Source organism: Longitalea luteola, from assembly GCF_017356035.1.
Lineage (GTDB): Bacteria > Bacteroidota > Bacteroidia > Chitinophagales > Chitinophagaceae > Niastella > Niastella luteola.
In genome coordinates this window covers 648,185-669,921 of the sequence record NZ_JAFIQX010000001.1, presented here as the reverse complement: position 1 = coordinate 669,921, position 21,737 = coordinate 648,185, and the positions used below count along the sequence as shown (strand labels likewise).

General features: G+C 45.8%; 18 protein-coding genes. 9 read left to right on the top strand and 9 right to left on the bottom strand.

Annotated elements, in window-relative coordinates:
* Positions 1 to 250: 250 nt before the first annotated feature.
* Complete coding sequence (sppA, locus tag JUB15_RS02485) at positions 251 to 2,005, bottom strand: signal peptide peptidase SppA (RefSeq protein WP_207510734.1); 1,755 nt, start codon at positions 2,003 to 2,005, stop codon at positions 251 to 253.
* Positions 2,006 to 2,064: 59 nt separating this feature from the next.
* On the opposite strand from sppA, the gene folK reads away from it, so the two are divergent.
* Positions 2,065 to 2,559, top strand: coding sequence for a 2-amino-4-hydroxy-6-hydroxymethyldihydropteridine diphosphokinase (folK, locus tag JUB15_RS02480; RefSeq protein WP_242696168.1), 495 nt, complete (start codon positions 2,065 to 2,067; stop codon positions 2,557 to 2,559).
* Positions 2,560 to 2,649: 90 nt separating this feature from the next.
* Positions 2,650 to 3,288, top strand: coding sequence for a deoxynucleoside kinase (locus tag JUB15_RS02475; RefSeq protein ID WP_207510732.1), 639 nt, complete (start codon positions 2,650 to 2,652; stop codon positions 3,286 to 3,288).
* A 148-nt stretch (positions 3,289 to 3,436) separates the two neighbouring features.
* Here the strand turns inward: JUB15_RS02475 and JUB15_RS02470 are convergent, their stop codons facing one another.
* Entirely contained in the window at positions 3,437 to 4,693 is a 1,257-nt protein-coding gene (locus JUB15_RS02470; RefSeq protein ID WP_207510731.1) for an MFS transporter, read from the bottom strand.
* A gap of 379 nt (positions 4,694 to 5,072) precedes the next feature.
* On the opposite strand from JUB15_RS02470, the gene cysM reads away from it, so the two are divergent.
* Both cysM and JUB15_RS02460 read left to right on the top strand, forming a co-directional pair.
* Positions 5,073 to 5,945 carry a cysteine synthase CysM gene (cysM, locus tag JUB15_RS02465; protein WP_242696167.1) on the top strand — a complete coding sequence of 291 codons (873 nt, stop codon included), beginning with the start codon at positions 5,073 to 5,075 and terminating at the stop codon, positions 5,943 to 5,945.
* Between the two features lie 43 nt (positions 5,946 to 5,988).
* Positions 5,989 to 6,600: a hypothetical protein gene (locus tag JUB15_RS02460; RefSeq protein WP_207510730.1), complete on the top strand. Its 612-nt coding sequence runs from the start codon at positions 5,989 to 5,991 to the stop codon at positions 6,598 to 6,600.
* Between the two features lie 116 nt (positions 6,601 to 6,716).
* Here JUB15_RS02460 and JUB15_RS02455 read toward each other — a convergent pair whose 3' ends face one another.
* The 3 genes from JUB15_RS02455 to JUB15_RS02445 all read right to left on the bottom strand — a co-directional run bounded on the left by JUB15_RS02455 (position 6,717) and on the right by JUB15_RS02445 (position 10,162).
* Complete coding sequence (locus JUB15_RS02455) at positions 6,717 to 6,992, bottom strand: DUF4242 domain-containing protein (protein WP_207510729.1); 276 nt, start codon at positions 6,990 to 6,992, stop codon at positions 6,717 to 6,719.
* Between the two features lie 222 nt (positions 6,993 to 7,214).
* Entirely contained in the window at positions 7,215 to 9,446 is a 2,232-nt protein-coding gene (locus JUB15_RS02450) for a monovalent cation:proton antiporter family protein (RefSeq protein ID WP_207510728.1), read from the bottom strand.
* Positions 9,447 to 9,649: 203 nt separating this feature from the next.
* Positions 9,650 to 10,162, bottom strand: a complete 513-nt coding sequence (locus JUB15_RS02445; RefSeq protein WP_207510727.1) for a YkgJ family cysteine cluster protein — start codon at positions 10,160 to 10,162, stop codon at positions 9,650 to 9,652.
* 255 nt (positions 10,163 to 10,417) lie between these two features.
* Here JUB15_RS02445 and JUB15_RS02440 point away from each other — a divergent pair, with 255 nt between their 5' ends.
* Both JUB15_RS02440 and gcvP read left to right on the top strand, forming a co-directional pair.
* Complete coding sequence (locus JUB15_RS02440; RefSeq protein ID WP_207510726.1) at positions 10,418 to 11,320, top strand: sterol desaturase family protein; 903 nt, start codon at positions 10,418 to 10,420, stop codon at positions 11,318 to 11,320.
* A gap of 329 nt (positions 11,321 to 11,649) precedes the next feature.
* Positions 11,650 to 14,577: an aminomethyl-transferring glycine dehydrogenase gene (gene gcvP / locus JUB15_RS02435; RefSeq protein ID WP_207510725.1), complete on the top strand. Its 2,928-nt coding sequence runs from the start codon at positions 11,650 to 11,652 to the stop codon at positions 14,575 to 14,577.
* Positions 14,578 to 14,798: 221 nt separating this feature from the next.
* On the opposite strand, the gene JUB15_RS02430 is transcribed toward gcvP, so the two are convergent.
* The gene (locus JUB15_RS02430) at positions 14,799 to 15,434 is read right to left on the bottom strand and encodes a hypothetical protein (RefSeq protein ID WP_207510724.1); all 636 of its coding nucleotides are present in this window, start codon (positions 15,432 to 15,434) and stop codon (positions 14,799 to 14,801) included.
* Between the two features lie 267 nt (positions 15,435 to 15,701).
* Here JUB15_RS02430 and JUB15_RS02425 point away from each other — a divergent pair, with 267 nt between their 5' ends.
* Positions 15,702 to 16,247 carry a nuclear transport factor 2-like protein gene (locus JUB15_RS02425; RefSeq protein ID WP_207510723.1) on the top strand — a complete coding sequence of 182 codons (546 nt, stop codon included), beginning with the start codon at positions 15,702 to 15,704 and terminating at the stop codon, positions 16,245 to 16,247.
* A 292-nt stretch (positions 16,248 to 16,539) separates the two neighbouring features.
* Positions 16,540 to 16,929 carry a hypothetical protein gene (locus tag JUB15_RS02420; RefSeq protein WP_207510722.1) on the top strand — a complete coding sequence of 130 codons (390 nt, stop codon included), beginning with the start codon at positions 16,540 to 16,542 and terminating at the stop codon, positions 16,927 to 16,929.
* Positions 16,930 to 17,031: 102 nt separating this feature from the next.
* Here JUB15_RS02420 and JUB15_RS02415 read toward each other — a convergent pair whose 3' ends face one another.
* Positions 17,032 to 18,000 carry a dihydrodipicolinate synthase family protein gene (locus tag JUB15_RS02415; RefSeq protein ID WP_207510721.1) on the bottom strand — a complete coding sequence of 323 codons (969 nt, stop codon included), beginning with the start codon at positions 17,998 to 18,000 and terminating at the stop codon, positions 17,032 to 17,034.
* Between the two features lie 154 nt (positions 18,001 to 18,154).
* Entirely contained in the window at positions 18,155 to 19,726 is a 1,572-nt protein-coding gene (locus JUB15_RS02410; protein WP_207510720.1) for a sodium:solute symporter family protein, read from the bottom strand.
* Positions 19,727 to 20,176: 450 nt separating this feature from the next.
* Here JUB15_RS02410 and JUB15_RS02405 point away from each other — a divergent pair, with 450 nt between their 5' ends.
* The gene (locus JUB15_RS02405) at positions 20,177 to 20,797 is read left to right on the top strand and encodes a porin family protein (protein WP_207510719.1); all 621 of its coding nucleotides are present in this window, start codon (positions 20,177 to 20,179) and stop codon (positions 20,795 to 20,797) included.
* Positions 20,798 to 21,191: 394 nt separating this feature from the next.
* Here JUB15_RS02405 and JUB15_RS02400 read toward each other — a convergent pair whose 3' ends face one another.
* On the bottom strand, positions 21,192 to 21,593 hold the full coding sequence (locus tag JUB15_RS02400; protein WP_207510718.1) for an OB-fold protein: 402 nt from the start codon (positions 21,591 to 21,593) through the stop codon (positions 21,192 to 21,194).
* Between the last annotated feature and the right edge of the window lie 144 nt (positions 21,594 to 21,737).

Genomic DNA, 21,737 nt, shown 5'->3' with positions numbered 1-21,737 from the left:
GCGGCAAAGCTATCGATAAAAGCTGAAGGCGCAAGGCTAAAGGCTAAAGGCTAAAGGCTGAAGGCTAAAGGCTGAAGGCGCAAGGTGCAAGGCTGAAGGCTAAAGGCTGAAGGCACAAGGCACAAGGCGCAAGGCTGAAGGCTCAAGGCTGAAGGTGCAAGGCTGAAGGCACAAGGCATAAGTCAACGCCCTGAAACCGCCTCGGGGCAACTGGAAACTCATAACAGCTCCCCCTTCAGGGGGCCGGGGCCTATTCTATACTAAACTCGAATGGAAGGCGGGCCTGCGTAATCCCAACCATCGCTTTTACCCGTTTAAGGGTCTGGAAAGTTTTTATACCCTCTTCCCCCAGTTCTTTCTGCAGGGCCGATTGGGTAGCTTCTTCATTGTAGCCTCCGAAGATCAATTCCAGCACATTGTGTGGCTCAGGATATTCGCGCAGCCGGTAATCAGTTGTTTTTGCCATCCGGGCTGCACAGGCAATGGCATCGTCCAAACCGCCCAGGCGGTCAACCAGGCCCAGTTGCAGGGCGCGCGAACCGCTCCATACCCTGCCCTGCCCGATGCTGTCTACATAACCGAGATCTTTTTTACGGCCTTCGGCCACTCTTTTCTTAAAGGTAAAATAAATAGAGTCGACACTATTTTGCAGGTAGGTTCGCTGGGCGGGCGTCAATGGCTTGGTGGCCGTTAACATGTCGGCCTGGGGCGCCGTTTTAACGCCATCGAAAGTGATGCCCAGTTTATCGTTAAAGAATTTCTGCATGTTCGGCAACAGGGTGAACACCCCGATCGATCCGGTAATGGTATTTGTTTGCGCAAAAATGCTGTCGGCGTTGCACGATAAATAATAGGCGCCGGAAGCGGCTACATCGCCAAAGCTTACCACTACAGGTTTTACTTTACGGGCTAAAGTAAGTTCGCGCCAGATATTCTCACTGGCCAGGGCGCTGCCACCACCGGAATTAATGCGAAGCACGATGGCTTTGGTCCTGTCGTCAAGGCGGGCTTTGCGCACCAGGTCGCGGTAGGTTATACTGCCTATGCGGTCACGGTCGCCCTTGCCATCAACGATATCACCCTGCGCATAAATAACCGCGATCTTGTCTGTACCATCGGGTTTATAATCTACTGCTTTGGCATATTTCTGTACGTTCACAAAATTGAGCTTGTCGAGCTTTACCCCACCTAATTTGGCGGCTATTTCAGTTTTTACCTCATCATCGTATTTCAATCCGTCAATGAGTCCGTATTTCACGGCGTCTGCTGCAAACTGGATGCGGTACTCATTTGCATACTGATGTAAGGTGGCGGTATCCAGCTTACGCGCTTCGGCAGTTTGTTGTAAAAAGCGGCCATACATATCGCCCAGCATAACCGATAACTGCAGGCGGTTAGCTTCCGTCATAGATGTTTCGCGAAAAGGTTCTGTTGCGCTTTTGAACTTGCCGGCGTAAAAGATCTGTGGTTCTATTTCCAGTTTTTGCAGCAGTCCTTTTACATAGGCCAGCTCGATGGCATATCCCCGCCAGTCGACCCCACCCTCGGGATTACAATATATTCTGTTGGCCACATTGCCCACCGAGTAACCAGCCTGGGTAATTACATCGCCATAAGCATAGATGAATTTGCCGGAAGACTTAAAGTCATACAAAGCATTGCGGATCTCCTGGCTGGCGCCCATGCCATTCGCATTGTTGCTGCATTTGAGGTAAATACCTTTTACCGCCGAATCGGACTTTGCATGTTTTATCAGGCGTATTACATCGTATAACGAGGGCATATCACCGTCTTCCTTACCGGAAAAACGCGCCAGCGGATTCTCTACACCAATTTCCGGGTAAGTTCGGGCCAGGTCTATCTCCAGTACCGCTTTGGCGCCCGTTCTTACCTTTTCCTTCGATGCTATATTGGTCACAAAACCGATAAAAATGAAAAAGATAATTACGCATACCACGAAAAAGGCCAGGAGAGATGCCAGGAATATTTTAAAAAAGCTCTTCATTAACAAATTTATTTTAAACGAAATTCAAAGATATTTGACCCTTCGAGGGAATGCAATATATGAATAAAGTCTTTTTACTGATAGGCGGCAATATGGGCAACCGGTTGCAAAACCTGCACCAGGCTGTAAGCCTGTTATCGGCTGCCTGTGGACCCGTCATCCAACAATCGGCCGTGTACGAAACTGCTGCCTGGGGGAAAACGGATCAGGCCGCTTTTATGAACCAGGCGCTCTTATTAACCACTTCGTTAAGCGCCCGGGAACTTATCACCACCATCTTATCAGTTGAAGAAAAAATGGGCCGGCGCCGGCTGGAAAGATTCGGGCCCCGCCTGATAGATATCGACATAATATTTTACAACGATGACATCATTGATGAACCAAACCTCACCGTTCCACACCCCGAATTGCAGAACCGCCGTTTTGTGCTGGAGCCTCTCAATGAAATAGCGCCCTCATTTGTACATCCGGTTCTTCATAAGACCGTTGCTGAATTGCTGCTGGAATGTAAAGATGAACTGGAAGTGAAGAAAGTTCAAAGTTCAAAGTTTTAAGTTCAAAGTTTTAAGTTATTCAGCCGGTACATTGACCATTGACTATTGACCATTCACCATTGACCATTGACTATTGACCATTCACCAAATATGAAGTATCATTTTATTACAATAGAAGGGAACATCGGTGCCGGTAAAACGACGCTGGCGCATCTGCTGGCCAAACATTTTAATGCCCGTTTAATACTGGAAGAATTTGCCGACAATCCTTTTCTGTCGAAGTTCTATGAAAACCCGCAGCAATATGCGTTCCCGGTGGAACTGTTCTTTATGGCTGAACGTTATAAGCAATTGAAGGAACTCATCCACACCAAGGATCTTTTCCAGCGTGTTACCATAACCGATTACCTGTTCACCAAATGTCTTCTGTTTGCCAAGATCAACCTGCCCGAAGAAGAATTCAGGTTATATCAAAAACTGTTTGAGATCATTCACCAGCAACTGGTTCAGCCCGACCTGCTGATTTACCTGCATGCACCGGTAAGCCGCCTGCAGCAGAACATTAAAAAGCGCAACCGCTCTTATGAACAAAATATCCCTGATGATTACCTGCTGAACATTCAACAAACCTATACGCACTATATCAGGCAACACAATATTAAAACGCTGTTCATCGATGCCGGCAATGCCGATTTCCTCAGTAATCCAAAACATTTACAGGTCATCATCGATGCGCTTGACCAGGAGTATGAACAGGGGCAGCATTATTTTACGTTACCTGAATCATAAGTTATTCAGTTCTTAAGTTATTCTGTTCGTAAGTTATTCAGTTCATAAGTTATTTAGTTTATAGGTTTTTGAGTTTAAAACAAATCGCGAGACCGAATAATTGAACAACTACAAACCACAAACCACAAACTATAGACTAAAAACTTTGTTAGTATTCAAATTTTCTAAGTGTTGGGGCTTTAAACCACATAATAACTACCACCAGCAAGGTCATGGCACCGCCAAAAACGACAGAAGGCACCTTACCCATGAAATGTGCGGCCACACCGCTTTCAAATGCACCGATCTCGTTTGATGAGTTGATGAACATGGAATTTACAGCAGACACACGGCCCCGCATTTCATCGGGTGTTTTCAGTTGCAGAATGGTTCCCCGTATGACCACACTGATGCCATCGAGCGCACCGCTTAACATTAATGCCACGAAGGAAAGCCAGTAAACGGTGGAGATCCCAAAAGTAATGATGCTTAATCCAAAACCAGCCACTACAAACAATAACAACGTGCCCTGCTTTCGCCGCAGCGGATAGAAGGTAAGCGTTAGTATAACGATCATGGAACCGATATCAGCCGCTGCATTCAGCCAGCCAAAGCCAATGGCGCCTACGTGTAAGATTTCCCCGGCAAAGAATGGGATCATTGCAGTAGTGCCGCCAAACAATACAGCCAGCATATCGAGCGATAAAGCGCCTAATAGTTCTTTTGTGCCGAAAACATACCGCAGCCCTTCCTTCACACTTTCCCAGGTAGCCTGGCCCTTATTCGAATGTACAATGGGTTTTCGTTCTATCTGGAACAGCGCCAAACCAGCAATGGCCACATAGCCCATGATCAATATAAAAGTGCCGGTATAACCCGTATAGGCAACCAGGAAACCGGCAGAAGCATGGCCGATCACAGATGCTGTTAACCAGGTGCTTGAGCTCCAGGTGACCGCATTGGGTAAAACAATTTTGGGCACCAGTTGCGCTAATATAGAGCTGGTGGCCGGGCCCGAAAAAGATCGTAGCACCCCTGTGCAGAACATAACCGCATAAATGGCAAACTGAACGAATCTCTTACCCAGGCTCAATTCAGTTTGCTGGAATGTGATAAACAGGAACGCACTGCAGCAGAGGAAATACAACACAAGCATTTTGAAAAGCAGGGTGCGTTTGTCGCTTTTGTCAACTACATGCCCCGAATACAAAGCCAGCGAAATAGCAGGAATGGCTTCTGATAAACCTACAAATGCAATGGCGAGCGGACTTTTAGTGATCTCGTACATTTTCCAGCCTATTACGGTGGCAATCATACGCATGGCCATAATGAAAAAGAACCGTTGAATAATAAACAGGCGAAATTCTTTTATCCGAATTGATGCGAAAGGACTTGATGGATTATCCGTACCGGGATCAGCAGCCATTCTGTAACGATTTGATGGTCAACAAAAGCGAAAATCGATTGCAAAAGTAGCAGTTATTGCTTATATGTGCAGACCACAATGGTTAAGCGGAGGTAAAGACATTGTAAAAACTCTTTTAAACCACTGCATTAAAAATGAAAAAAATTATGATCGGCTTATTGAACCAAAATGTTTCCAGAATTGTATAGGCAGTAATTCAAATATATAATGTTCAGGGCGCATTACACCTTGTTAAGAACATGTATAGGTACGGCACCTTTACATTAGAATGAAATTAGCGGAACATGATAATCTATCGTAGTGGTAGAATAAATTATACCATCCGCACCAATCAGAAATATAAAAGTGGTAATTTCAATCTTCTGTTTAAATTATTACAATGGCAAGCATTATAGACCTGGTAGGCAACACCCCAATGGTAGAGATCAAACAGCTCAATCCCAATCCGAATGTGACCATATACGCAAAGCTGGAAGGAAACAATCCGGGCGGCAGCGTTAAGGACCGGCCCGCACTGAACATGATCAGGTCTGCACTGGAGCGGGGTGAAATAAAACCGGGTTCAAAATTGATTGAGGCCACCAGTGGCAACACCGGCATAGCGCTGGCAATGGTAGCACGCCTGTTCAATCTGGATATTGAACTGGTGATGCCTTCTACTTCAACGCGTGAAAGAACCCTGACGATGGAAGCCTATGGCGCTAAGGTGACCTTGCTCGAAAGCATTGAGAAATGCCGTGATTATGCAGAAGAAAAAGCAGCTACCGGTGAATTCATCATCCTGAACCAGTTTTCCAATCCCGATAATTACAAAGCCCATTATAAAACAACAGGTCCCGAGATCTGGCGCGACACCAATCAGACGATCACCCACTTTGTGAGCTCCATGGGCACTACCGGCACCATCATGGGCTGCTCTATGTTCTTTAAGGAAAAAGATCCAGGTATCCAGATCGTAGGTTGCCAGCCAACCGAAGAATCTTCAATTCCCGGTATCCGCCGGTGGCCGAAGGAATACCTGCCCAGGATCTTCGATCCCAGCCGGGTCGACCGCATCATCGATGTATCGCAGGAGGAAGCGACCCTTACAGCCCGGCAGCTGGCCAAAGTAGAAGGCGTTTTTGCCGGCATGAGCAGTGGCGGCGCAGCTTCAGCAGCTTTCCGGCTGGCTAAAGAGATCAAATCAGGCGTAATTGTGTTTATCGTTTGCGACCGGGGCGACCGCTACCTGAGCAGCGATCTGTTTGGGTAATAATCGCACGATTTTTGTATATTTAGTCTAAGCCTGATTACCTATGCAAAAATTTAAGCCGTTACTCATTGAACTCATTTGGTTGGGTCTTATCCTGAATGTAACCGTTCTGGTAACCATCTTCGTTTTTGGCTGGACCTTCCTGAGCAACCATTTCGACATTCGCCTGCACGAAACGTATTTTACCATCTCCTCCTGGAAAATTGTATTACCGTTATTTATCTTCTTCGCCTTTTTTATTTTCCTGGTAAAAGAGATCAGGTACCAATTCAGCCGGAAAGCATCGAATGTTATCATGCTCATTGCAGGTTCCATCCTCATACTGCTGATAGCTACCATCAACAAGCAGGTCATCATTTCAGAAATGATCTATTTCGGCGATGTTACTGTCTATCCGCCTCTCTCGGCCATGAATGAGTCACAGATGAAAAAGGCTATCAGTCCGGCCGTGCATGTGGTTTCTAACTCGCTTACGGTAATACAGTTTATCGTAACCCTGAGTTTGTTATATGTAGCCTTTAAAATGGGCAGGAATCATGTGGCGCCTGCTCCGGACAAAATCACTCATGTGCTGAATCATACAAACAATACGGCGAAGCCCAGGGCTAATCCACTAACCCAGGTAAAAAAAGAGGAGAAAGCCAGTAATAAGTAATCAGTTATTCAGTTATTCAAACCTCGCGACTGTATTTAACTTAATAACTTATGAACTTAAGAACTTAGGAACTCAAGAACTTAGGAACTCAAGAACTTAGAACTTAGAACTGCGTATTAAACTTCGGCCGTCGTAGGATCCATAATAGTTCGAACCCGGCTTATCTTATCGGCTGGAAATCCGGCATCCGCTGCATGTTTTTTGATCGCTTCTTCATCAGGCGCATTATAAACACAGTAAATTTTGTCATCTGTTACATAGCTTTGTACCCATTGGATCGAGGGACCCATCTCCATTAAAACACCGCAGGAGGTTTGGGCCGCCTGTTGAAGTTGCTCTTGCGAAAGATTACCAACATTGGGCATTTCTCTTTCAATGACATATTTTGGCATAGCAGTTAGTTTAATTATAAAGTTAACTGTAATCAGATGGCCAAAAAACTGACTTTGGATAGATTTTTTGCCAGGTTACCGGTTGCCAGTTTCCGGAACTGTATTTCATTTGCACAACCTGTCCCGACTTCAGCCGGGATTATCAAATTATCATTATCAAATTATCACATCATCACAATCATCAAATTGCATTAGCATATTAGCACATCAGCACATTGGTTTTTATTGTCTGATCCCCGCTTCCTTTAACTCCTCTATTTTTTTGCGGTCGCCCACGATCCAGATAATATCGTCCCATTCAAAAACAGTGGTGGAATCAGGGTTCAAAATACGCTTACCATTGCGCTCGATACCAACAACCACGCCATTGGTAATTTCGCGAATGCCCGAGGCGCGAATGGTCTTACCCCGCAACGCAGTATGATTATCAACGATCAATTTATTTAGGATGATCTCTGCCTGACCATTCTGAGAAGGCAGAATGGCTGACTCTAAAATGGTTCGGAACTGTTCCAACTGCACATCCGTACCGATCACCGCGATCTTGTCAAAAGGATACAACACATCTGTGCGGGCCGGCGCCGTAATGGTGATAGAACCCCGCTCAACATAGGCGATGTTGATGCCGTATTTTTCCCGCCAGGCCAGTTCCATCAGGGTTTTGCCTACAACCGTCGATTCGGCGGGCATGGTAAAAAAGGCCATGTGGGCATCCCAGGGCGAAAGGTCGCTGGTTCCCGAAGGCTGCTGCTCGCGTTGGTTCAAATTCATCAGGAAGCGGTTTTCAATACGGGCATAGAATGAATTCAACCGTCTCGCGAATACCAGCAATACAACGACGATAACCGGTAATATGGCCACCAGCGCTACAAGGGTATTGAACAGCTGGTTCACCATAAAACCAACCAGCACGACCATCAATACATTTCGGACCACCTCTAACATCACCAGCGGACCATGATTATATTTCTTATCGAGCCACAAATTGGTGTACGACAACGAGTGCAACCGGCGAATGGCCAATCCCCAAAAGAACGGAGCGGTTGCAATGAGGGTAATGGCACAGGTTAATATGGCAGGCAATTGCTGGCCGGCGATATTGTTTTTTAAAACCGGTAACAGATAAGTAGCAGACAATAATATGATGGCAATAATGATCACCGAATTGGAAGCCATCACCGTGAGGTAAGATCTCAATACCACGCGCCAGTCGCTTTCCGCCTGAATGGTTTGCGCACCGGTACTGTACTGGTTAATGGCCATACGCCATTTTAATGGCAGTTTGGGTGCAAACCAGTTAAAGAAAGGATCGGCCAGTTTGATCATATACGGCGTAGTGAAGGTGGTGATCACCGACACACCCACCGCTATCGGATATAAATAATCACCGGTCACATGCAGCGATAAACCCAGCGTGGCAATAATAAAAGAGAACTCCCCGATCTGTGCCAGGCTAAAGCCCGCCTGTATCGATTGCCGTAAGGGCTGACCCGATAACAGCGCCCCCAAAGTAACATTCACCGTTTTGCCCAGGATCACCACGCCTGAAATGATCAGCACCGGTCCAATATATTTGATCAGCATTTCAGGGTCTATCAGCAAACCCACCGATACAAAAAATATGGCGCCGAACAGGTTTTTTACCGGTTGCACGATGTGCTCTATTTTTTCGGCCTGGGTGGTTTCCGCCAGCACAGAACCCATAATAAAGGCGCCTAACGGTGCTGAGAAACCGGCGTAGGTAGCCAGCACGACCATCACCAGACACAAGCCCAACGAAATTACCAGCATGGTTTCATCATTCATCAGCTTGCGGCCCCATTTAAAAAAGCCCGGCAGCAGGAAGATACCCGAGAGAAACCAAAGACATAAAAAGAAAATGAGCTTTAAAGCCGATTGCAACATCTCAATACCCGCAAACTCACGGCTGACGGCCACCGTCGACAGCAACACCATCATCAATACAGCCATAAGGTCTTCAACGATCAGAACCCCCATTACAATGCCGGCAAACTTTCTCGTTTTTACCCCCAGTTCATCAAAAGCCCGGATGATGATCGTAGTAGATGAAATAGCAATGATGCCACCCAGGAAAATGCAATCCATCGTTGGCCAGCCCAGCAGCCACCCGGTTAAATAACCTAACGCCACCATACACATGATCTCGAATACACCCGTTACACCGGAAGTGCCGCCGATCTTCACCAGCTTCTTAAAACTGAACTCGAGGCCCAGACTGAACAACAGGAATATAACCCCGATGTCAGCCCATACTTTTACGCCATCAAGATCAGATATGGAAGGCAATAAAGTAAAGTTGGGACCAACCAGCAAGCCGGCCAGGATATATCCCAGCACCACCGGTTGTTTTAATTTTTTAAATAAGAGGGTGGTTACACTGGCAATGGCCAGTATTAAGGCTAGATCCTGTATGAGCGTTGGTAAATGGGACATGAAAAGCCAATGTGATAATTTGCTAATGACAATATGCTAATGTGCTAATGTGATAATTTGATAATTAAATACAGCTAACAAAAAATGGTGCTACGCAGGCAGACGGCAATCGTCAATCCGCAGTCGGAAATCACTATCAACTTTATCAACCAGTCAACTTTGTCAACTTTATCAACTCGTCAACTCGTCAACTCGTCAACTAATCAACAACTCCCCAACAACCTCTCCATCACATGATATACTGCGGGACAAAAACTGGCATTCTTCAAGGTAAGCTGCGGCCGCTTCAGGATCACATCTTCATCGGTGTATGGGAACCGCTCGCAATCAGACGGACGAACTTCATAAATACTGCAATAATTATCTGCCCCCAAAAACGCACACGGCGTTTGTTTCACAACGTAATCCCCCTCCTCATCTAACCGTAAATAGGTTTCAATGAAAGCGCTTTCCTTCATTTTAAGATGTTTACTGATACGTTTAATATCAGGCGTCTTAAACCTGGGAGAATAGTTTTTACAACAGGCCGCACATTGCAGGCAATCGACCTTTGAAAATGCTTCTTCATGCAGTTCGGGCAATTTTTTCAACACTTTGTTCTTGTCTGCCCGTTTTAACAAATTTTTGTACTGCTTCTGATGCTCGGCGCTTTTCTTCTGCCAGTTGCCTTCTCCTATCCCTGCAACAGGTTCATTATTATCGCGATGTACTGCCATTTATTTTATAAAATACATTTTTTTCTTTAACCACCTGGGCCATTTAATGCCCACAAAGGCCTCAATATCCCGCCAGACAACTGTCACCACTCGCAGGGGCCGCTTGGGCTTTGGCCTTCGGCTTGTACCTTGGTGGCAGTAACCTGCAGATGCAAAAAGAAGCTCGTGTTTCCATTGGGCAAATGCAGCTTTTCCGGCCTCTGCAAGTTACTTTATCCCTGACATTCATGGTTTGGTTTTTGATTTTTAATTCACATGAGAGCATTATACGATCAGATCATACTGCTTTTATCAACGCCGCTAGCTGTCCTGGTTATTGGAGCCGAACTCCTGATCTGTCATTTGGAAGGTGTAAAATCTTATACCTGGAAAGATACGATTCATAATTTCGTCCTGAGCTTATTGACCGGTGTCGCCGACCTCGTGATGCGGGGTATTAGTTTAATAGTGCTCACCTGGTTTTTCACCCTTGGTTCTTTTTCCTGGTCACATTCCGTTCTGTATTGGATAATACTTTTACTGTTCACCGATATGATGCATTACTGGCTGCACCGGCTGGGCCATCAATGCCGTTTTTTCTGGGCGGTGCATGTGAATCACCATACCTCCACTCATTTCAATTTCAGTGTGGGTTTCCGCAGCGGGGTGCTGGAGCCTTTTTACAGCTTTCTTTTTTTTATTCCGATTACACTGGCCGGCTTTGCGCCTGTAGATATCTTCTTCATGTATTCGGTTTGCCAGGTTTGGGCGATCTTAACCCATACCGAAAAAGTACGTAAACTCGGTTGGCTCGAATACATTTTTGTGACACCCTCCCATCACCGCGTTCACCATGCTTCCAATCCCAAATACCTCGATAAGAACATGGGCACCGTGTTCATCTTCTGGGATAAACTCTTTGGCACTTTCCAGGAAGAGTTACCACCGCAGCAGTACAAACCCATTAATTATGGCATTACCCATCCGCTCGAGGATGATTCTTTACCCAACATTATCTTTCATGAGTGGGGCGCTATTATGAAAGACATGCGCCGCAAAGACATCGACTTCAAAAAGAAACTGAAATATCTCTTCGGTCCACCCGGCTGGAGTCATGACGGCAGCCGCCTTACCAGCGAAGAAATGAGGGTTAAAGAACAACAAAGTTCTAAGTTCTAAGTTTTAAGTTCTAAGTTTTAAGTTCTAAGTTCAAGTTGTTAATTCTTAGCACGTTAGATACTTGGTTTAGTTTTTTAAAGCGCTACGGCAGCCTATTTAACTGCCTAATAACCCGGTAATCAATTAATTTTCAATCATTAATGTGTATTTTCATTAGCGCATCAGCTAATTATCACATTAGCTAATTGTTGTTCTTATCCCCATTCAATTCACGCCTGACGCCAAACAGGTGTTAGTCTCCCGGTTTAATATTAACTTTGCGGCCTTATACCTTAAAATAACCATTGCAGCAGGAGAAGAAACAATAAACTACAAACATAAACGGGATTATGAATCTTTTTGAACAACAGAATACTGAATTCATCCGTCGCCACATTGGACCCACTGAATCTGAAACCCGCCAGATGCTTAAAGCTATCGGCGAAAGCAGCCTCGACACGCTGATCGATAAGACAGTACCGGCCGGTATCCGTATGGAGGGAGACCTGAACATTCCGCCTTCCATCAGCGAATACGAGTACCTGCAACTGATCAAGGACATTTCCCTAAAGAATAAAGTATATAAGAACTATATCGGACAGGGCTATTACGATACCATTACGCCCAGTGTAATTCTGCGTAACGTATTCGAGAATCCAGGCTGGTATACCCAATACACTCCTTACCAGGCTGAAATTTCACAGGGCCGTTTGGAAAGCCTGCTGAACTTTCAAACCATGGTCAGCGACCTTACCGCCTTACCGCTTACCAACGCTTCCCTGCTCGATGAAGCTACCGCAGCCGCCGAAGCCATGACCATGTTCTTCAACACCCTGAACAAGGACCATGAGCACATCACACGGCCAAAATTCTTTATCGACATCGATACATTCCCGCAAACAAAAGATGTAGTGGTTACCCGCGCCGAACCCGTGGGTATTGAAATAGTGTTTGGCGATTACCGCACGGCCGACATCGATCAGCAGTACTTCGGCGCGCTGGTACAATACCCGAACGACAAAGGCGCCATTGAAGACTATCGTGACTTCATCCATAAAGTTCATCAGGCAGGCGCCTATGTAGCCATGGGCACCGACCTGCTGGCCCTCACCCTGCTCACCCCGCCCGGCGAACTGGGCGCCGACGTAGCCTTCGGTTCCGCTCAACGTTTTGGCGTTCCTTTGGGTTTCGGCGGTCCGCACGCCGCCTTCTTTGCCGCCAAAGATGAGTTCAAGCGCAGTATCCCCGGCCGCATAATCGGTGTGAGCATCGATGCGCAGAATAACCGCGCCCTGCGAATGGCCCTGCAAACCCGCGAACAGCATATCAAACGGGAAAAAGCTACCAGCAACATTTGTACGGCCCAGGCCCTGCTGGCGAACATGGCCGCCATGTACGCGGTGTATCACGGTCCCGACGGGCTGAAGACCATAGCTAAAAGAGTAACGGTACTTACCAATGCCCTGGCCGAAGAACTGGAGGCAGAAGGATATGAACTGGTGCATAAGAACTTCTTCGATACCATCGTGTTTAAGGCGAAGAACGCCAGCACCATTCGCAAAAAAGCAGAAGCAGCCCAGATCAACTTCCGCTATTACGGCAATAACGAGGTAGGTATCTCGCTTGATGAAACCACCACCCTCAGCGATGTGCTGGATATTCTGTTACTCCTGGATCATCCGAATGATCAGAATGTAGCCACTTTCAGCGTTAGCGAAGATGCAGTGCTGTATAATATTCCCAATACGCTTACCCGCACCAGTCACTTTTTGACACACCCGGTGTTCAATACCCACCGCAGTGAAACAGAAATGATGCGGTACATCAAGCAGCTCGAAAATAAAGACCTGTCGCTGAATACATCCATGATCTCACTCGGCAGCTGTACCATGAAATTGAATGCCGCCAGTGAAATGATCCCGTTAAGCTGGCAGCACTGGAGCAAAATACATCCCTTTGCACCAGCCGATCAAACAGAAGGTTATAAACAGATCACCGATGAACTGAGCCAGTACCTGTGCGACATTACCGCCTTTGACGCCTGCAGCCTGCAGCCGAACAGCGGCGCCCAGGGAGAATATGCCGGTCTGCTCGTGATCCGCGCTTACCATGAAAGCCGCAATGAAGCACACCGCAATGTGATGCTTATCCCCATTTCAGCCCACGGTACCAACCCCGCGAGCGCTGTGATGGCAGGAATGAAGGTAGTGGTAGTGAAAGCGCTGGAAAACGGGTATATCGATGTAGAAGACCTCAAGGCCAAAGCGGAACAACACAGCAAGAACCTGTCAGGCATCATGATCACATACCCCAGTACCTATGGCGTGTATGAAGAAACCGTAAAAGAAATTACGCAGATCGTTCACCAGCACGGCGGACAGGTATATATGGATGGCGCCAACATGAATGCCCAGGTGGGCTTAACCGCCCCGGGTCTAATTGGCGCGGACGTTTGTCACCTGAACCTGCATAAAACATTCGCCATTCCCCATGGAGGCGGTGGTCCCGGCATGGGCCCTATTTGCGTTAAGCAACACCTGGCTAAATTCCTGCCCGGTAACCTGCAAACAGAACATATTACGATAGAAAGCAGCCGTGGACATAACAAGTCCACCAGCCTGACCACCATCAATTCGGTAAGTGCAGCGCCTTATGGTTCAGCTTCTATCCTGCTGATCAGTTACGCCTATATCAGGATGCTGGGCGCCGAAGGCGTTCGCAAGGCCAGTGAATATGCCATTCTGAATGCGAATTATATGCGCGCCCGGCTGGAAGGACAATACGAGATCCTGTATACCAATCATAATGGCGAATGTGCGCATGAATTCATTGTTGACCTGCGCCCCTTCAAGAAAAGCGCTGAAATTGAGGCGGAAGATGTAGCCAAACGTTTGATGGATTACGGCTTCCACGCGCCTACCATGAGCTTCCCGGTACCAGGCACTATCATGATAGAACCTACAGAAAGTGAAGACAAATCGGAACTGGATCGTTTCTGTGATGCCCTGTTAAGTATCCGGGAAGAGATCCGCGCTATTGAAGAAGGCAGGGCCGATAAAAAAGACAATGCCCTGAAGAATGCGCCGCATACACAACATGTTGTTATCAGTTCAGAATGGTCACATGCTTATACCCGTGAACAGGCAGCATTCCCATTGCCTTATGTTCGTGAGAATAAATTCTGGCCGAGTGTAGGAAGAGTGAACAATACGTATGGCGACCGCAACCTGATCTGTACCTGCGAACCGGTTAGTTCGTATGTTGAAGCAGAAGCTTAAATAGGCTTAATGCTGAACGCTAATGCTTAAGGCTGGTTCCCGCAATGCATTATTTCCGATAAAATATAAAAGAGGCAGTTTTCGAGTAAAAACTGCCTTTTTTATTTTAATGCTTTGCATTTATGTGAATCTTCGAAAAAGTAAGACTATCAGCCTAACAGCAACTGGCGTTCAGCCTTAGGCATTCAGCCCTTAGCCTTTAGCATTTGGCGTTAAGCGTTTCAGTCATTCTGCGCCTGGTCAAGCGCGCTGCGCAGGTCCTTAATATCGTCTATCAGCCATTTTCCATCCTGTTTGGAGAGCCTGTACTTCAATCGTCCCGCGGTAGGCAAACCAACCGTAATGGAGCCTTTATCGTCTGCAACACTCACATATTCCACGGTAGTTTTTTCAATACGAGCCAGGTCTTCCTCATACTCTTTCGCCAGCATTACCAGGTCAAAATCGAGCCCCTGTACCGGAGCTTCGGTTTGCGGCGCTTTGTGCAGGTTGTCGTTGCATTTTGTGAAATACGCACGCCAGTTGGTAATGTACGTATCACTCACAAAGCCGCTTCGCTTCAATGCGTCAAGGTATTGTTCCGTACCTGCATCATTCATCACATAATACCGCGAAGAATCGGGGTGGCTTGAATGTTTCACCATTTCAATCTTTTTCAACTGCTTTACATTAGACCGGTACCATTTTAAAAAATCGAGGATCGTTCCTGCGGGCTGCCTGTTAAAGGCTTCGTCAGCGGTTTCTGGCGCGTTTACGGCAACCTTGTCGCCGATGGGTGGCATCCTGGACTTATCGGCTGATGAGCAGGCTGCCAATAAGGCCCATATGCATACGGTGAGGTGTTTTTGGAGTTTCATATGGTAGGGGGTTTTAAGCAATGTTGTAGGTGAATATAACAATCTAAAAATGGAATTGCAAACACGACCCACGGCTTATTTTAGTATGCGGCGGCGCCGGTTTTCCTGATCAAGATCATAAATCGCTCTTTCCAAACAGGTTACATTACAAATTTTTTGACCAACTGTAGCATTATCCCTACATTAGCAGCTACCTCTTCCTTTTAATCCCGCTCCAGGCTCTACGCAACAGGTCCTAACCATTTTATAACCATAAACAATTGATTTATGAGAAATATCTTTGTAGGAACGATGTTCCTGATGATGGCCGTAGCCTGCCAGAATGAAGCAGAAAAAGCCACCGAACCGGTAGTCGCCGGCGAATCAACTAAAAATCCGCCCCCTGTAGAATTTGCCGATCAGAAGTACATCGATATGGGCAAAAAAGCCTGGTCCCAGTTTGCCAGTGGAGATATCGACGGCTGGGCCACCAATTTTGCCGACAATGCCATTTACCGCTGGTCGTCGGGCGACAGCCTTGCGGGCAAGGCAGCCATTTTAAAGTACTGGAAAGACCGCCGGATGAAAGTCATCGATTCGCTGGTCTTCACCGACGACATCTGGCTTCCCGTTACCGTGAATCAGCCACAAGGCCGTGAAAATAAGGGCACCTGGTTATTGCACTGGCAAAAGGTCAATGCAACCTATAAAAATAAGGCGCGGCTGACATTCTGGGTGCACACCGATATGCACTTTAATAATGAGAATCAGATAGATGAGATCATACAATATATCGACCGGGCACCCATCAATGCCGCATTGGGCAGGAAATAAAACAATTTTCGATTTCGGGATTTCGAGATTTCGGGATTTCGAGATTTCGGGATTTAGAAATACACAGATTTCCGGATTTCGAGATTTCGAGATTTCGAGATTCCGAGATTCCGAGATTTCGAGATTTTGCAATTTCTCAGTTGGCTGAACACAAGAAAATCGCTAAATCTCAAAATCTCGAAATCAGAAATCAGTTTTTCGTTTTTGTTATTGAAACGTTATACTTATTTGGTCCCTTTAACCTTTGCGTACTTTTTGACGTCTTACAGATGTAACATAAAAAATTTGTAAGATGAAAACGGTATCATTAATAGCAATTTTTGCATTGGGTATCACGCTGCATGCAGCGGCCCAAAAGGTGATACGCCCTGTACCCCGGTTTTATCCACGAACACATGTAGCGGTAGGAGTTGGACTGGGTGGCTGGGGGCCTTATTCTCCTTTCTGGTATAATCCATGGTATGCTTATCCTCCGGGATATTATTATCATTCACGGCCCAGTAAACTGGATCTGGAAATACAGGATATTCAGATGGATTATAAAGACAGGATCTGGTCGGTGCGGCATGATGAAAGCCTGACAAGGAAAGAAAGACGCAAACAGGTACATGCGCTGAAGATCGAACGTGACAGAGAGATCCTGCAGGCGAAGAAAGACTACTACAATAGTCGCCGTCGATAGTGGTGGGCGCTTTATAGAAATTTAGAGAAGTAGGGATTTTGAGATTTGTCGGAAAGTAAACCGGGAGCAAATCTCAAAATCCCGAAATCTCAAAATCAGAAATTAAATAGCCGGGTCGGGTAAGATCTTAGGTTCCATTATACTGCGGGTATCTACCGGCGTTATATTCAACCGGCTGCACCATTGGGTAAAGCTGTCATAAATGCCCTTCAATACATCCTTCTGCGCCGGCGTCAGCTCCTGCACGTACGCCCGGCTGATGGTACGAACCGGTAAACCTCGCAATTGCAGGAAATATTTGGCGCTCATCGGATAAGCCTGGTGAATGAGCGGATCAACCCTCGTAAGCTCAGATTGCAGCCATTGTACGTCCGCCTGTTTGGCCGGATCATTGGCGTTATTACACATCCACACCAATACTTCGGGATAAAAATTACCACTGATAGAAGACATACCTCTTGCACCCATTTGCAAACTGTGCATCGCATTTGGCGTATGAGCATCGAAAAAGTCGAAGCCCGGTACATTTGCTATCTGCAGTTTCTCTTTTACTTTGTCGAGGTCAATGCTCGTGTCTTTATGGTATTTCAATCTGCCGGTCGACAGCAGCGTCTTAAACACATCGGCCGATAAAATACGCTTGTAAGGCGCGGGGCATTCGTAAGTTCCCATCGGTATGTCCGGCGTTAAAGAAAACATTTTATCGAACCGCTTCAACAGCACATCGTCGCCATCATCCACATTGGCATAATGGCCGGTGATCAGCACTACCGCATCGATACCGGTATCATAGATCTTTTTACTGAATTCGGCTTTATCTTCAATGGTCAATCCAAATGACCCGGTAGCCACCACCGGTACGCGGCCATTCACATAACGCACAATATGAGCGGTTAATTCCAGGCGCTCATCTTCACTGATGCTGTACATTTCACTGCTGAGGCAATTGGCAAAAAAACCACTTACACCGGCTGCCAGGTAAAAATCAATCAGCCGTTCCACCATATCGAAATCGATCTTTGCCTTCAGGTTGAACGGTGTGATCATTACCGGAACAAATCTTTTTTCCATCCGACTTATTTTGATTTTGTTGTTTAAAATGTCAGGCCTTTCCGCCCATTAAAATTAAAAAGGAAATATTGTTTTTCAGACAATTATCGCGGAAAATCCATTGATTTAATATCGTGTTTCCAATAGGGTTTTGAAGTCCGTTGAAAATGAGGATTTAATGACTGTTTTTCTGTGCCGGCTTGCCCGGAGCATCCTGGGCGGAGCCGAACAACCGCAAACCTGCCAGGAACTTGCCGGTTAAAAAGATGGTCAGCGTTCCAATGACGATGGTCATGTTTGCATGCAGGTTGGTGCGCAACCAGGCATAGCTATCGGGTAATTGGCGCGAAAAAGTGATCCAGATGATCACCAGCACGCCGATAATGACCGCAATGGCCGCCTCGATGTTCCTGGCTTTCCTGGCGAGCAATCCCAATAAAAACAATCCCAGGATGCCACCTGAAAAGATACCCGCCAGTTTCCACCAGGCATCGAGCAAACTTTTTACGCCGATCATGCCAATGCCGAAACTGATGGCCAGTACACCCATAACCGCTGTAGCCACATACAACACCCGCATTTGTACTTTTGAAGAGGCATCCTTGTTGAAATACCGCAGGTAGATATCTTTTAAAAAGACGGTGGCCGAACTGTTCATGCCACTGCTCATGGTGCTCATGGCGGCAGATAAAATGGCGGCAATGATCAGTCCCAATAAACCACGCGGCACTTCGTTGCGCATGAAATAAGGCAGTACCCGGTCGCCATAATCAGCCGGCGTCAGGTTGCCCAGGGCAATGTTCTTTTCTGCCGACACCTGTTGCTGTAATGGCAGAATAAGATCGGGATGCTGTTGATAATAAGCATATAAAGCAGTACCGATAAAAAAGAACAACATGCTCACCGGAACATAAAACCACACACACATCCAGATACTGCGGCTGGCGTCGCGGGTGTTGCGGGCGGTGTGATACCGCTGGATGTAATTCTGATCGATACCGAAATTATTCAGGTTTATAAAGAAGCCGTAGAGAAAGATGACCCAGAAAGTTGACATCGAAAATTCCGAGACTTTAAAACTTCCCAGACTGAATTTATCGTGGGCCTTCCCCGTTTCGATGATATAATCAACACCACCATCGAGCCGGGAAACGATCAGGTAAAGGATCAATAAAGCTCCCAGGGTTTTAATCACGGCCTGCACCACTTCTGTCCAGATCACCGCCTTCATCCCACCCATCATGGTATATACAATAATACAAATGCCGGTGGTGATCATGATGGCCGGCATGGAATAGCCGGTGAGTGCTTTCAGGGTAAGGGCAATGGAATAGAAAATGGTTCCCATGCGGGCCAGCTGTATCAATACAAAACAGATCATGGCGTAGGTGCGGGCCCATGGACCGAACCGTTCTTCCAGGTGCGTATACGCGCTGATGGCTTCGCTGTTGCGGTAAAACGGAACAAAGAACCGGGAAGCAATGAATGCTGCAAACGGCATCGACAGGCTGAATACAAATGAATTCCAGTTGGCGCCAAATGATTTGCCCGGATCGCCCAGAAAAGTAATGGCGCTTAAAAAAGTAGCGTAGAACGACATTCCCAATGCCCATCCCGGTATGGCGCCGGAAGCTACGGTGTACTGTTCTGATCCTTTATTCCTGCCGCTCAAAAATATTCCCACGGCGATCATGGCCGCAAAGTAGATGAGAATAATTGTTAAATCTACAGTTGGTAAATGATTCATAATACAAGCAATCTATCCCTTCTGGTAAATGTATAAATAAATCAGCAATAACCAATCGGCAAAAGTCAATTGGCAATAGACTATCGACAATTGGCAATGGGTACAACATTCATACAAATGTAAAATAGACAGTTACAGATGTAAATATGACGATAGTGGTTGCCTGGGCAACAAAAAAAAAACAATTTAAAATGCCATTAAAAAAGCTGGTCAAAGATATCGGCCCCCGGCAATTGGTCAATGGTGAATGGTCAATGGTGAATAGCAACTGGTAACCATGAACTATGAACTTTAAACTGTAAAGTGTAAAGTGTAAATATGAAGTGTGGTAATCGGAACAATCTCCTTTCCTGTCTATTATTTATGGGCATTGATAGATTATAACGATTACCATGAATGCCGGCTAAATACATTTGGGCTTAGCATTATTCTATCAAAACATCCTGTTACATGAAAAAGCCCTTTATCGGATTCCGTATTATGATGAAATATACATTGGTATGCGCCGCCTTGCTGCTTGCATCTACTGCAGATGCACAGCGATTTCATTTTGGTCCCAAGCTCGATGCCAGTTATGGCGCTCTTAAAGGAAATGGCGTGCAGAACAAATATTCTGCCGGCTTCCAGGTGGGTGGTTTTGTTGAGATCAATATCGCTAAACACTGGGCCATTCAACCCGAGTTATTATATAGCTGGTCGCAATATAAAAAAGCCGGCGATTTTATGACCTATTACAATAATTACGGACGAAGCGCCGCGAATGAAAAGATCAATCTGGGTGCAGTAAGTTTACCGCTACTGGTGCGATATAATTTCAACAAAACGTTCAGCATCTTGGCCGGACCACAATACAGTTATATGATCTTTGAAGATGAAAACCTGTTAAAGAACGGCCGGGACGCATTGAAAAAAAGTGAGATCAGCGCCAATATCGGGGCGCAGGTGAATGTAGGAAGTGTAGGCTTTTATGCCCGCTACAATAAAGGATTATCTGACGTTAACGACATTGATGACCGTTATGAATGGAAATCAAATCACATCCAGGTGGGAATAGCAGTAAGAATAATGTGATGATTTGCTAATTTGCTAATGTGCTAATATGCTAATTGATCTCCATTTCAAGCATTCCTCAATTATTCAAACATTATAATGTTCACTGAATTATTTTCATTAGCACATCAGCACATTAGCTAATCAGCTGATCGGTTTTTCATTATCACATCATCACATTATCGAATTATTAAATCAACAATAGTTGCCAGGCAAAGGTGGGTCGTCAAGAGTACTGACGCCCACCCCTTGCACTGGCGTTGGGTACGAATCACAATGTGATAATGTGATAATTCGATGATTCGATAATTAATTTCATTTTTGCGGATTTTCTATTTATCCCTAAACATGTTGATTATTGTAATTTTCCTGTATTTCATTATCACATTATCACATCATCAAATTATCACATTAGCTAATTAGCTAATTGACTATTACTGAGTACCACATCACTTATATATCCTGAACAGATCCCTTTGATGGTGATCTTTTCACCGGGCTTTACCGTTACAGGATGTTCTTTTTCCAGTCTGCACGAGATAGTGCATACCGGATCGCCGGTATACAATACAACGATGCTGCCAGCATACGGTGTATTCTTAATAGTTAGTACCTGTCCGCTAACCTGCAATACCTTATTCAAATAGGCCTGGTTAGCCTGACATTGATCTGAAGTGAATTGACTATATAATTCAGTCGCAGTAATGGGAATACCGGTCTCTGATGTCAGGTTTCTGGGTTTACTGTAGAAATAAATTAAAAGACCGGCCAGAAATGCTACAAAAGCGCATCCAAGGGTGAATACGATGTTCCTCATAAGGCGAATTTTACGGTTACAAATAGGCCCTACGGTCGGTTAAGGGGAATTATAGGAATACTGGTAAAAGCGGTTACTTATAGCCGTTCAATAACAGCCACACTGTAAGGATAAGGTAATAGTTAGATGTTCAGACTTATCAAA

Coding starts and splice junctions, on each gene's coding strand:
- sppA (WP_207510734.1), bottom strand. CDS start 2,005: ATGAAGAGCTTTTTTAAAATATTCCTGGCATCTCTCCTGGCCTTTTTC.
- folK (WP_242696168.1), top strand. CDS start 2,065: ATGAATAAAGTCTTTTTACTGATAGGCGGCAATATGGGCAACCGGTTG.
- JUB15_RS02475 (WP_207510732.1), top strand. CDS start 2,650: ATGAAGTATCATTTTATTACAATAGAAGGGAACATCGGTGCCGGTAAA.
- JUB15_RS02470 (WP_207510731.1), bottom strand. CDS start 4,693: ATGGCTGCTGATCCCGGTACGGATAATCCATCAAGTCCTTTCGCATCA.
- cysM (WP_242696167.1), top strand. CDS start 5,073: ATGGCAAGCATTATAGACCTGGTAGGCAACACCCCAATGGTAGAGATC.
- JUB15_RS02460 (WP_207510730.1), top strand. CDS start 5,989: ATGCAAAAATTTAAGCCGTTACTCATTGAACTCATTTGGTTGGGTCTT.
- JUB15_RS02455 (WP_207510729.1), bottom strand. CDS start 6,992: ATGCCAAAATATGTCATTGAAAGAGAAATGCCCAATGTTGGTAATCTT.
- JUB15_RS02450 (WP_207510728.1), bottom strand. CDS start 9,446: ATGTCCCATTTACCAACGCTCATACAGGATCTAGCCTTAATACTGGCC.
- JUB15_RS02445 (WP_207510727.1), bottom strand. CDS start 10,162: ATGGCAGTACATCGCGATAATAATGAACCTGTTGCAGGGATAGGAGAA.
- JUB15_RS02440 (WP_207510726.1), top strand. CDS start 10,418: ATGAGAGCATTATACGATCAGATCATACTGCTTTTATCAACGCCGCTA.
- gcvP (WP_207510725.1), top strand. CDS start 11,650: ATGAATCTTTTTGAACAACAGAATACTGAATTCATCCGTCGCCACATT.
- JUB15_RS02430 (WP_207510724.1), bottom strand. CDS start 15,434: ATGAAACTCCAAAAACACCTCACCGTATGCATATGGGCCTTATTGGCA.
- JUB15_RS02425 (WP_207510723.1), top strand. CDS start 15,702: ATGAGAAATATCTTTGTAGGAACGATGTTCCTGATGATGGCCGTAGCC.
- JUB15_RS02420 (WP_207510722.1), top strand. CDS start 16,540: ATGAAAACGGTATCATTAATAGCAATTTTTGCATTGGGTATCACGCTG.
- JUB15_RS02415 (WP_207510721.1), bottom strand. CDS start 18,000: ATGGAAAAAAGATTTGTTCCGGTAATGATCACACCGTTCAACCTGAAG.
- JUB15_RS02410 (WP_207510720.1), bottom strand. CDS start 19,726: ATGAATCATTTACCAACTGTAGATTTAACAATTATTCTCATCTACTTT.
- JUB15_RS02405 (WP_207510719.1), top strand. CDS start 20,177: ATGAAAAAGCCCTTTATCGGATTCCGTATTATGATGAAATATACATTG.
- JUB15_RS02400 (WP_207510718.1), bottom strand. CDS start 21,593: ATGAGGAACATCGTATTCACCCTTGGATGCGCTTTTGTAGCATTTCTG.